At 63.4% G+C, this 11734-nt stretch carries 8 protein-coding genes and 2 tRNA genes; 6 read left to right on the plus strand and 4 right to left on the minus strand.

Going from position 1 to position 11734, the window contains the following annotated elements:
• Positions 1-315 (plus strand): hotdog domain-containing protein (locus Q0I65_RS09240; RefSeq protein ID WP_296062782.1); only part of this gene is annotated, 315 nt, incomplete at its 5' end.
• 40 nt (positions 316-355) lie between these two features.
• On the plus strand, positions 356-2926 hold the full coding sequence (locus tag Q0I65_RS09245) for an acetyl-CoA carboxylase carboxyltransferase subunit alpha (RefSeq protein WP_296062784.1): 2571 nt from the start codon (positions 356-358) through the stop codon (positions 2924-2926).
• A gap of 117 nt (positions 2927-3043) precedes the next feature.
• Here Q0I65_RS09245 and Q0I65_RS09250 read toward each other — a convergent pair whose 3' ends face one another.
• Positions 3044-3658 carry an NUDIX hydrolase gene (locus tag Q0I65_RS09250; RefSeq protein ID WP_296062787.1) on the minus strand — a complete coding sequence of 205 codons (615 nt, stop codon included), beginning with the start codon at positions 3656-3658 and terminating at the stop codon, positions 3044-3046.
• Between the two features lie 254 nt (positions 3659-3912).
• Between Q0I65_RS09250 and Q0I65_RS09255 the strand changes: the two genes are divergently transcribed.
• Positions 3913-7311, plus strand: a complete 3399-nt coding sequence (locus Q0I65_RS09255; RefSeq protein ID WP_296062789.1) for a DEAD/DEAH box helicase — start codon at positions 3913-3915, stop codon at positions 7309-7311.
• A 26-nt stretch (positions 7312-7337) separates the two neighbouring features.
• On the opposite strand, the gene Q0I65_RS09260 is transcribed toward Q0I65_RS09255, so the two are convergent.
• The 3 genes from Q0I65_RS09260 to Q0I65_RS09270 form a co-directional block, all read right to left on the minus strand.
• Positions 7338-7943: a DUF523 domain-containing protein gene (locus tag Q0I65_RS09260; protein ID WP_296062794.1), complete on the minus strand. Its 606-nt coding sequence runs from the start codon at positions 7941-7943 to the stop codon at positions 7338-7340.
• A gap of 116 nt (positions 7944-8059) precedes the next feature.
• Entirely contained in the window at positions 8060-9826 is a 1767-nt protein-coding gene (locus Q0I65_RS09265; protein WP_296062797.1) for a hypothetical protein, read from the minus strand.
• Positions 9823-10332, minus strand: a complete 510-nt coding sequence (locus Q0I65_RS09270) for an RNA polymerase sigma factor (protein ID WP_296062799.1) — start codon at positions 10330-10332, stop codon at positions 9823-9825. Before Q0I65_RS09270 ends, Q0I65_RS09265 begins: the two co-directional genes overlap by 4 nt.
• 236 nt (positions 10333-10568) lie before the next feature.
• On the opposite strand from Q0I65_RS09270, the gene Q0I65_RS09275 reads away from it, so the two are divergent.
• From Q0I65_RS09275 to Q0I65_RS09285, 3 genes are all read left to right on the plus strand, one after another.
• The gene (locus Q0I65_RS09275; protein WP_277012840.1) at positions 10569-11453 is read left to right on the plus strand and encodes a methionyl aminopeptidase; all 885 of its coding nucleotides are present in this window, start codon (positions 10569-10571) and stop codon (positions 11451-11453) included.
• Between the two features lie 99 nt (positions 11454-11552).
• Positions 11553-11629, plus strand: a tRNA-His gene (locus tag Q0I65_RS09280).
• A 31-nt stretch (positions 11630-11660) separates the two neighbouring features.
• Positions 11661-11733: transfer RNA gene (locus tag Q0I65_RS09285), tRNA-Lys, on the plus strand.
• Position 11734: the final 1 nt, after the last annotated feature.

Here is an 11734-nt window from a genome sequence, read left to right on the forward strand (position 1 = left end):
GACCTGCCGCTGTTTCGCGGCCACTTCCCGACGCACCCGGTGCTGCCGGGCGTCATCATCATGGAGGCGCTCGCGCAAGCCGCCTCGTTCTGCGCGCTCGTCGATCGCGCAGACGAAGGCGTGCTCGGCTTCTTCGCGGGTATCGACAAGGCGAAGTTCCGCAACCAGGTGCTGCCGGGCGACGTGCTCACGCTCTCGGCGACGATCGTGAAGTCCTCGACCCGCATGGTCGTGGCCGACGTCGAGGCGCGCGTCGGGGATAAGGTCTGTGCCACGGCGACGCAGAAGTACGTGCTCGCACGTTCCGAGGAATAGCTCGATTTCTAGGGAAAACAGGTAGTCAAAGAGGGTTGGCATGAAGATCGCAAAGCAAGGGTATGTGACGTTTGACGCGGACGGGGCATTCGCTCCCGCAACCTCGACGTCGGAGCAGGGGAAGGCGTCGGCGCCTGAGGCAGGCGTGGCGTATCGCCTCTCGCGGATCGCCGAGGAGGCGGCGGCCGAGGGCGCGCTCGCCCCGAACGCCGTCGACGCGGCGGATTCGTCGGGGTACAACGTCGTTCCCTCGGGCGACGCAAGCGCGTACTCCCCGGTTGACGGCAACGACGCCAAAGATGCCCGCCCTCGCGTGCTGCTCATGTCGCGTGGCCGTATGGCCAGGCAATATGTGCAGGCTGCCACCGACGCCGGCTTCTCGGTGTGGCTGCCCTTCACCACGGACAAGCGCTTCGAGCCCTATCTGCGCCAGGCGGCGGGCACGGTGTGTCTGGGCGAGAAGTACTCCGATGCCCTGTTCTGTAATGCGCACGCCGTCCTCGATGCGGCCCAGGAATGCGGCGCGGGCACGGTGCTCCTGTGCGATGAGTCGCAATCGCTCGGCGAGGTCGATGGCTTCCTCTCGCGCGCCATCTCGCGCGGCGTGAACGTCTTCCGCCCGCTGAAAAACGACACCCCGGCGCTCGGCTGGGTGCTGTGCACCACGGAGAAGGCGGCGCCCGCGGTCGACAAGTGGCGCGCGTGCCCCCATTGCGGGCTGAAGTTCGCCGAGGAGAGCCTCGCCGCCTCGCACTACGTGTGCCCGACGTGCGGCGGCTACTACCGTATGACCTCCGACGAACGCATCGCCGACCTGCTCGACTCCGGCAGCTTCGAGGAATGGGACGCCCATATGCCCGAGCCTGACCCGCTTGAGTTCCCGGGCTACACCGAAAAGCTGGCGGCGCTGCGTGAGAAAACGGGCCTTGACGAGGGCATTCGCACGGGTGTTGGCAGCATTGCCGGTATCCGCACGGCATTTGCGGTCATGGAGTCCACCTTCCTCATGGGGTCGATGGGCACCGCTGTCGGCGAGAAGATGGCGCGCCTTGTGCGCCGCGCGGCCGACGAGGGACTGCCTGTCGTCGCCTTCACCGCTTCGGGCGGCGCGCGCATGCAGGAGGGCTTGGCATCGCTCATGCAGATGGCGAAGGTGTCCTGCGCGCTTTCGCGTCTGGCCGAGCGCGGCCTGCCCTACATCTCGGTCATCACCGACCCGACGACGGGCGGCGTCACCGCGTCGTTCGCCATGCAGGGCGACATCATCCTCGCGGAGCCCCATGCGCTCATCGGCTTCGCGGGCCAGCGCGTGATTCGCGACACCATCAAGCAAGAGCTCCCCAAGGGCTTCCAAACCGCCGAGTTCGCGCTCTCTCACGGGCTCATCGACGCCGTTGTGTCGCGCTCCGATTTGCGCGCGACGCTTGCGCAGCTGCTCGCGCTCCATTACGCGACGCACGTGCAGGGCGAGCCGGTCGCGGGCGAGGAGCGCATGATTGTCACGTACGATTCGGTGAAGTCGAACCTCGAGCACGGTACCGACACCTACAACAAGGTGACGTACGGTCTGCTCCCCGTCGACGAGGGGCTGCTGCGCGACGATGGGGAAGACGATTCGCTTTCCCTGTCGCTCGCCGAGACCGTCTTCGGGTGGTTCGGGGGCAAGACGAAGCAGCTCGAGCGCGAGGCCGACCGCCGCCGCGCCGCCGCCGACGCGCATGCGGGCCATATCCCGGACGAGAAGACTGTCGCGTTCGCTCCCACCGCGGGAGCCCCTGCCGCCGAGCCCGCTGCCAATGCCGATGCGCAGGCCGCCTCGGGCGCGCAAACCTCGAGCGCATGGGAAAGCGTGCAGCTCGCGCGCAATGTGCACAGGCCCACGTCGCGCTACTACATCGACCGCATCGTCGACGGGTTCATCGAGCTCCACGGCGATCGCGGGTTCGGCGACGACGCTGCGATCGTCGCGGGCGTCGGCTGGATCGGCAACCAGGCGGTCACGGTGATCGCTGAGGAAAAGGGCTGCGACCTGAAAGACCGCATCAAACGCAACTTCGGTTGCCCGCAGCCGGAGGGGTACCGCAAGAGCTTGCGCCTCATGCGCGAGGCCGAGAAGTTCGGGCGCCCCATCGTGTGCTTCGTCGACACGCAGGGCGCGTTCTGCGGCATGGAGGCAGAGGAGCGCGGGCAGGGCAACGCCATCGCGGACAACCTGCTCGCCATGGCGGGCATGAAGGTTCCTATCGTAAGCGTGCTTTTGGGCGAGGGTGGCTCGGGCGGTGCGCTCGCGCTCGCCGTCGCGAACCGCGTCGCCATGCAGGAGCATTCGGTGTACTCTGTGCTGTCGCCCGAGGGCTTCGCGTCCATCTTGTGGAAGGACCGCACACGTGCCCCCGAGGCCGCTGCCGTCATGAAGATGAGCGCCGCCGAGGCGCACGGCATGGGCATCGTCGACGACGTGCTCTCCGAAGGACCCGCGCCTGCGCACGAGAACCCCGATGCAGCGGTCGACGTGGTGCGCGACTACGTGCGCCGCGAACTTGCCGAGCTGGCAAGCGTTCCCGCCGATGACCTGGTAGAACAGCGCCGCGCTCGCTTCGAGGCGTTCTAGGGTGCACTTAAAACTGCCGCCGGGCGCTCCGCGGGTGCGAGCTCTCGGCGGCTCATCTCATCATGTTCGGGAAAACGAACGGTTATCAAGCGAACCTCGAAAGAAAAACCCTTCGTTTTAGCGAATAGTTTTCCGACCTCCGACCTCTGCGATCGCCGCGCGAACGACGGGATCGTCCAGCTTGTCGATGAGCTTGCGGTAGATGCGCTCGCGGATCCAGGGCTCGGTGGAAAGCGCGATGGCGTCTTCGGTGGGCACCCATTTCACGCCACTGTTCTCATCAGGCTTTATACGGATGGGCTCGTCGGGGGAGGCCACGGCGAGATATGTCACGTTCAAATGCAGATGCGACCCGACGTACTTCCCGCGCTTCTCGTGTCCGTCGACGGTGAGCACTTCAAGAGAGTAGATGTTCCCCGCCGGGAGCGTCACCATGCGCGCGTGCGACACGCCCGTTTCCTCCTGAAGCTCGCGCAGCGCGACGGCCGCAAGGTCGCGCTCGCCGTCGGCGTGGCCCCCGATCCACGACCACGAGCCGTAGATGTTGTGGAACACGAGCAGCGTTTGCGCGCAATCGGGGCTTACGACCCAGATGGAGCACGCCATATGTGCGAGCGCCTCGCGGGAAAACGCGTTCTCGCACGTGTCAATCACTGAGAGAATTACCTGCCTGTCGACTTCTTCCTGCTCGTTTGCCGGCTCGTATGCCGCGATGTCGTCTTCGATCGCCATGTTGTCCCTGCCTTTCCCTCTGCCTGATTGTAGCGCTGCTGCGCCCCTTCGCGCGCCTTACTTTTCCCTCGCGCCCGCGCGCTGCCTGAGTGCGCTCGTCTTCGCGGGGCGCCGCTGCCCATTCGCCAGCGCTCGCCGTCCTTCTCTGCTAGGGCCACCAGCTCCGCTCGTGCGCCCGTCGCCGCAAACGGCGGGGGCGTGCGTTTGCGCTTGCATCGCCGTGCTACACTAGCGTTTACGAAAAAAGGAGTCATGTGATTTCGGAACGCGAAATAGCTGCCAATTGCAATTCACGCACGTTTGCCCGCGCCGAGCGGATAGCCGCGAACGATCGCAACATCTTGACGAAGCGTGTGCGCTACGAGGTGGGGGAGACAGTGCTGTCTGCCCAGGTCGCAAGCTCAAGCGGGTGGGACGACCACTATCGCTCCACGGTCTATCTGTCGCCTGACGAGGAAACGGTTGAGGACTGGTCGTGCACCTGCCCCGCGGTGGTGGAATACGACGGGCTGTGCAAGCACTGCGCCGCGCTCGCGCTCTCCTTCTCCCGCGCGCCTGAGAAGTTCATGGGTTACACGCCGTGTCGCCGCGTGGCGACATCGGCCTGCATCATCGAGCTCATGCGCCGCGGTGAGCAGTTCGCCGACGACAGCGACATGGAAGGCTCGATTGACCTCGAGTGCACGCTTACGTACGGCTACCGTCTGTGGTCGGCGAGTTTCAAGGTGGCAAGCCCTACGTCTTCCTACGTCATGAAGAGCATCTCCGACTTCGTGTCGCGCATGCGCGCAGGCGAGCGATTCTCCTATGGGAAGAAGCTCGCTTTCACGCACGCACCGGCGCTCCTTACTGAGCGCGGCCGTCGCGTGGCGGAGTTCCTCGACCGCGCCGTCTCCCTGCGCGAACGGAGCGCGCAGACCACCCGCTGGGGCATCGCCTTGGCGCCCGATGTCGGTCGCGATATCAGCCTCTCGGAAGCGGAGGTCGTCGAGCTGCTCGACGCGCTCGACGGGGGGCCGTTCACCATTCGCGGCACCGATATCGGCACGCGCTCGGTCACTGAGGCACACATCGTTCACGCAGATCCCGAGGTCAGGGTGTCGCTCGAGAAATCCAACGAGGACGGTTACTGCATCGAGCGCGGCTCCGACGTTGTGCTTGCCGCGCAGGGCCGCCGTATGTACCTGTGGATGGGCGACGTCGTGTACCGCTGCTCGCCGGAGCTTGCTCGCTGCGCCGACTTCTTGCGCATGGTCTACGAGGGCTCCGATGTGCGCCTGTTCATTTCGAAGGAGGACATGCCGCTCTTTTGCTCCGCCGTGTTGCCCCAGGTGGAGAAGGCGCTGCACATGGACATGCCGCCTGAGGTGGAGCGCTTCCGCCCCGTACCCGGCGAAATCTCCTTCTACTTCGACAAGGTCCGCGCGGGCGTTCGCGTGGAGGCGGTGGCGACCTACGGCGACTTCCGCTACGTCTTGGCCGGCGAGGAGGCCTATCTCGTCGATGCTTCGGGTGCTGCCGTCGTGCCCGCGCCCGTCCGCCGCGCGCGTGCCGCGTCCGCCGCGCGCGGGATTGCTCTCGCAAGCAAGACCGAGCGCGCCGAAGAGCCGGGGCCCCTGCGCGATGCCCGCCTCGAGGCACGTGCGACGACGCTTGTTGAGCGCTACTTCGGCCTGGGGGATCCGATCATCCCGAACGCCGACGACGATGCGGTGGGCAACCTGCTCTTCGGCGGCCTGCCCGAGTTCCGCGCGCTCGGCGAGGTCTTCACCACGCCCGCCTTCGACCGACTCATCCGCGACGGCAAGCCGCGCATCTCCATGGGGGTGTCGCTTGCGGGCAACCTGATCGATCTTACGGTGAGCGCGGGCGACTTGGAATCCGACGAGCTCGCCGCGCTGCTGTCGAGCTATCGCAAGCGCAAGCACTACCACAAGCTCAAGGGCGGCGCGTATCTCTCGCTCGAGGATATGGACTTGGCCGAGCTCGATCGCATCGCGTCTGACCTGGGAATCTCTCTAAAGGAACTCGCGAGCGGCAAGGTCGAGCTGCCGAGTTACCGCGCGTTTTACCTCGACGAGGAGAAAGACCTCGACCGCGATCGCTCCTTTAAGAGCTATGTGGACAACTTCCGCTCGGTCGACGAGCAAAGCTACACGCCGCCCGCCCAGCTCTCGAGCGTGCTGCGCCCCTATCAGGAGGAAGGCTTCCGCTGGCTTTCCGCGCGCTGCGATGCGGGGTTCGGCGGCATCCTCGCCGACGAGATGGGCCTGGGCAAGTCGCTGCAGCTCATCTCGCTTCTGCTCGCCCGTCGCGACGAGGCGCGCCGTGTGGGGCCGAGCCTTATCGTGTGCCCGGCGTCGCTCGTGTACAACTGGCTGCAGGAATTTGCCCGCTTCGCGCCCGAGCTCACGGTTCGCGCCGTCGCGGGCCCGAAAGCCGAGCGCCGCCGCATCAGGGCGCTCTCGCTTCCCGCGCCCGACGGCGCTGCCGCCGCGGACCCGTGCGACGTGCTCGTGACCTCCTACGACCTGCTCCGCATCGACATCCACGACTGGGTGGGGGAGCGCTTCTTCCTGTGCGCGCTCGACGAGGCGCAATACGTGAAGAACCCGGCGGCGCTCGTCACGCGCGCGGTGAAGCGCGTCGAGGCTGAGCATCGCTTCGCGCTCACGGGCACTCCGATGGAGAACCGCCTCTCCGAGCTTTGGAGCATCTTCGATTTCCTGATGCCGGGGCTGCTTGGCCCCTATGCGCGCTTCCGCGAGCGCTTCGAGCTGCCGATCGTCGGCGGAGACGAGGACATCGCGCGCAGGTTGCAGGCGCTCGTGGGCCCGTTCATGCTGCGCCGCCTGAAGACGCAGGTGCTCTCCGACTTGCCCGAGAAGCTCGAAAGCGTTGTGTATGCGCCCATGACCGGCGAGCAGCTGAAGCTGTATTCCGCACATGAGCAGCGCCTTCGTGAGGAACTTACGCGCCAGAAGAACGACAAGGCTGCCAAGGACGGCGGGCGCAAGAGCGGCATGTCGGATGCGGAGTTCAACAAGAGCAAGGTGCAGATCTTAGCTGAGCTCACGCGCCTGCGCCAGCTGTGCTGCGACCCGCGTCTGCTCTACGAGAACTACAAGGGACCTGCGGCGAAGCTCGACGCGATTTGCGATCTGGTGGATTCCGCGATGGGCGGCGGCGAGAAGGCGCTCGTGTTCTCCCAGTTCACAAGCTTCTTGTCGCTTATTGCCGACAAGCTCGACGCGGCGGGCGTGCGTTACTTCACGATCACGGGCGCAACGCCTAAGGAGGAGAGGCTCGAGCTGGTGAACCGTTTCAACGCCGACGATACGCCCGTGTTCCTGATTTCGCTCAAGGCGGGCGGCACGGGGCTCAACCTCACGGGCGCGTCGGTCGTCATCCATGCCGACCCCTGGTGGAACGCGGCGGCGCAGGATCAGGCGACCGACCGTGCGCACCGCATCGGGCAGACGCACGTGGTGAGCGTCGAGCGCGTGATCGCGAAGGGAACGATCGAGGAGCGCATCCTCGCACTTCAGGAGGCGAAAAGCGACCTTGCCGACCAAGTCGTCGGCGCGTCCGGCGTGTCGCTCGCCTCGCTTTCCCGCGACGATTTGGTCGACCTGCTGAGCCCGGTGGAGTAGAAATGGCCGAGGGCGCGCTGGCCGGGCTACACTCGGGATAGGCGGCTGAAGTCGGCGGTCTCGTCGATTACGGTGATGCCCGCGTCGCTGAATGTGGCCGCGGCGATGCCCCATCCAGGCACGAGCGTGCCCGAAAACGTGCCGTCATAGACTTCCCCCGATCCGCATGAGGGACTCTTCGCCTTGAGGATGGCCAGCTTACAGCCTGCTTCTTTCGCGCGTGCGAGCTCGGCCTGCGCGCCGCGGGCGTAGGCGGCCGTGCGATCGGTGCCGCTTGCGTCGAGGATCGTCCAAGAACGAGCATCCGCCACGCTTGCTTCGACGCCGCGCGACGCAGAGCCGCCCTGCCCATGTTCCGCTCCGCCCGAGCACTCCTTCTCCTCACGATTTGATTCGCTTTCGAGAAAGTTCGGCGTGCTGCCGTCAGTGCGCTCCTCACTGCTGTTCATCCACGGAGCGCGCACTATCTCGCAAGGGGTCCGCGGCGTGGGAAGGCCGCCTGCCACCTCAGGGCAGATGGGCACAAGCTCGTGCCCACGCGCGGCAAGCTCCCGCACGTGCGAGCAGGGCTTCGAGCGCCCGTCATAACGGCACGGCTCACCCAAAAGGCACGCGCTCACAGCGATTTTCACAGCGATTAGCCTCCTCAAGTGCCGGGACTCGGGGCGGTAGATCCCCAAAAACCCGCCGCCCCACTTTTTCATGAAGCCAAGTATATCCCCTTCAACCGCCAGCCCCCTCGCGGTCTTTACGCGTTAACGGGGAAGAGCTTGCCGCCCACCATGACATACACGTTTCCGTCCGTCGCGAAGTGCGAAGGGATTGCATAGGAAAATATGCAGGTCACATGGCTGTTTGCGGGAGCGCTATAGATTGCTCCCACGTAATCGTCGGCTCGCGACGGCGCCGCTACCTCTTCGACGAGCTCGTAGGATGTGCGCGAGATGCGAGACACACTGCCCTCATCGCTGATTACCACGAGGGTAGCAAGGTTTTCACATCCGCCGACGAAGTCTTCGTCGGCGCCGCCGGTGTTCTCGACATCGACCGTGATTGTTGCGAAGGTGAACCCGTCCGTGGCAAGAGTTCCGTCGTCGTTGAACGCCATGCCAAAGCGTTGCTCGAGCCATTTGTCGGCATAAGACGAATCGCCTCCAAACCCGCTCAAATAAGCGAACTCGCTCTTTGTTCGACCGAGCGGCGGTTCGCTGCCGAACACGACAGTCGGTGCATGGACGACAACGGAGTCGCAGTCGATAAGGGATACATCTGGGTTGCCGTATTTGTCACTTGACATGGTGATTTTCTGCGCTGCAACTGCGTCATTGACTCCCATAATTACCAATTCGCTCGAGCTTTTGCCTATAGGTTCAGTCTCGTCGACCAAGCTCACATCTTCATCGACGCTGTTCGGCATCAATGTTCTCGCGAACTCGTTGGCTGTTTCGTCGCCGCTGGGGAAGGGGTCGCTGGTGGTGGAGGCAATCTCGCCATATACCGATGCGAGCGAGTAGGTCCCGTCGGCGTTTTCGACAGGGGTGACAGCATGCGTTTTGACCAGGTTCGCGTCGACGCTGCGGCTTGTGATCTCAGAAGTCATATCGAAGTAAGTTGCGTTGTCGGTATAGCGAGGTTCTACGCGGAACATCGCTTCATGTAGCGTGATGGCTTGGGTTGATGTGCTTCCGTCTTCGAAAGTGGCCGTTACGGTGAGCACGGCGCCGTCGAAAAGCGATAAGGGGTCACTTTCAACATCCGGGTTGAACAGGCCGAAGCACGTCGTGCCATCTGCGATGCCGGGCGAGTCTGCAAGTGCAAGGTCGATTACCGATCCGTAACGCTTTAACAGGGCGGCTTGGATTTCCTGGTTGCTTCGCGGCTCCTCGCCGTTCAGGTCTCCGCCTTCCTCGGTGTCCCATTTTACGACGATTACCGAGTCGCAGTTCGAAAGCGTACCGTCGAGTCCGCGAAAACGATCGTCCCAATTGACGGCGCGATTGAAGGCGACCGGGTCGCTGATCTGGGAAATCGTCGTGACGTCTTGTCGGTACAGCTCGCCCGTCGATATGCTCGCCTGCACACGGGAGATGCCCTCGCCTTCTACGGTGAACGTGCATCCAGTGAAGTACCCTTCGGCTTCGCCAGTTTGCGTCCATTGGGAGTGCGTGCGGTCGAAGACAATCTGCCCGTCTTCGGTAGGGAGGATGGTCCCGCCATCGCTCGCCCAGGCGCGAACGGTAAAGCCGTGAGTGACTGCCTGCGTTGCTGACTGCGGCGAAGGGATGGCTCCTCCCGCTGTCGAGGCAGCGTATCCGACGCCGCCGACGATCAACGCTCCCGCCACGAGGCAGGCGGCAATTGCATACGGCTTGTGCGGCTTGCGGAATCGTATCTTGCGTCCCGAGTGAGTGGCCTGCTCCTTCGCGCGGGCGAGCGTCGCGGCGACGAGTTCCTCGCTGGGTTCTATGCTTTTCATGAGTTCGGCGTAGCGGATGAAAAAGTCGTGTTCGTTCATTGCGTGTCCTCCAGTTCGATGCGCAGTGCTTTGCGGGCACGATGTAGGTGGGAGCGTACGGTGGCGGGTGCGTCTCCGATGATTCCGGCGATCTCGGTTGTTGAGTATCCCTCGTAGTAGAACAAGTGCACCACGGCTCGTTGTTTCGGCGACAGCGCCGCAAGTGCACGTTCGAGCATTACGTCCTGCGCTGCCATTTTGCTTTCCGATTCAAATTGCTGCAGCGAGTCTGACGCTGCCTTGGCTTCTGCAGCGGGGCTTTCGAGCGGTTCGGCCAAACGATTTTCTCGTTGTCGCAGGATGTCATTCGAATAGTTGATTGCCACGCGAATGAGCCATGCCTTTTCGTGATCGGCGTCGGTGAAGGTGCCGCTGTGAAGGTGTCGTTTCAGGAATGTGTTTTGGAACACGTCGCTTGCGTCATGCGCGTTGCCGCAATACGCGAACGCAATGCGGTAGACCATGGCACCCCAAGTCTCAATCGTCTGCTCAAGGGTGTGGTTCACTGTCCTTTTCAATCGTCTCCTCCCCCTGCTTCCTTGATGATAGCCGCATAGGCCGCCATGGCTTATATTGTTTCGCTTGCGACCGGTCTCACCTCTAACACGTTTCGAGCAAGCGATATGTTGCACGGGGAGAGAATCTTGCTCGAACTCTCCATATCTCCCGTATTCACCAAAGGCTACAATGGAGGGCGACACAAAACGGCGCCCGAGCGAGGCGCCCTGTAGAAAGGCAGAGCATGTTCGACGGAATGAAGTCCCCTGGCCGCAACGACGAGTGCTGGTGCGGCAGCGGGAAGAAATACAAGAAGTGCCACCTCAACCTGGACGAGCGTTTGCAGGAGCTATATGAGCAGGGTGAAGAGGTGCCCCATCGTTCGCTTCTGAAGACCGCCGCCGACATCGAGGGCATCAAGAAGTCGGCAGCCATCAACATCGGCGTGCTCGATTACGTGGCCGAGCACATCAAAGCGGGCGTGAACACCGCCGAGATTGACAAGTGGATCTACGACTACACCATCGAGCACGGCGGCACGCCGGCAGACCTCAACTTCGAGGGGTATCCCAACAGCGTGTGCACCTCCATCAACGAAGTCGTCTGCCACGGCATCCCCTCCGAGGACGACGTGCTCAAAGAGGGCGACATCGTGAACGTGGACTGCTCCACGATTCTCGACGGCTACTTCTCCGACTCCTCGCGCATGTTCATGATTGGCGAGGTCGACGAGGAGAAGCAAAAGCTCGTGCGCGTCACGAAGGAGGCGCTCGAGGCGGGCTTGGCCGCGGTGAAGCCGTGGGGACATCTGGGCGATGTGGGAGCTGCGGTCTCCGCGCACGCGCATGCGAACGGCTTCTCGGTCGTCGAGGAGTTCGGCGGCCACGGCATCGGCCTCGAGTTCCACGAGGACCCGTTCGTGAGCCACGTCGCCGAAGCGGGGACGGGCCCGGTGCTCGTGCCGGGCATGTGCTTCACCATCGAGCCGATGATCAACGCGGGGGAGCACGATATCGACATGTCCGACCCCAACGGCTGGACTATCCGCACAGCGGACGGCAAGCCTTCGGCGCAGTGGGAAGTGCAGCTTGTGGTGACCGACGACGGCTACGAGCTTCTTTCGTGGTAAAACGCCAGGTGGCAACCGTTATTTTGTGAAAGGCAAAATATTTAGAAATTTGTCTTGCACTGCAGGTTGTTTTGCCCTAATATATCAACTTGCGCCACGGTGGGTGTGGCCTAGTTGGTTAGGGCGCCAGATTGTGGCTCTGGAGGTCGAGGGTTCGAATCCCTTCACCCACCCCAGCGCGCGCAGTATCTTTGACATATGCACTTTGGACCGTTAGCTTAGTTGGTAGAGCAGGGGACTCTTAATCCCAAGGTCCGGGGTTCGAGTCCCCGACGGTCCAC

Origin of the sequence: uncultured Ellagibacter sp. (assembly GCF_934643285.1) — a bacterium.
Classification (GTDB): domain Bacteria; phylum Actinomycetota; class Coriobacteriia; order Coriobacteriales; family Eggerthellaceae; genus Ellagibacter.

Excerpts from the sequence above, each read along its gene's own strand:
- Q0I65_RS09265 (WP_296062797.1), bottom strand. The coding sequence starts at position 9,826 with ATGAACGAACACGACTTTTTCATCCGCTACGCCGAACTCATGAAAAGC.
- Q0I65_RS09275 (WP_277012840.1), top strand. The coding sequence starts at position 10,569 with ATGTTCGACGGAATGAAGTCCCCTGGCCGCAACGACGAGTGCTGGTGC.
- Q0I65_RS09250 (WP_296062787.1), bottom strand. The coding sequence starts at position 3,658 with ATGGCGATCGAAGACGACATCGCGGCATACGAGCCGGCAAACGAGCAG.
- Q0I65_RS09245 (WP_296062784.1), top strand. The coding sequence starts at position 356 with ATGAAGATCGCAAAGCAAGGGTATGTGACGTTTGACGCGGACGGGGCA.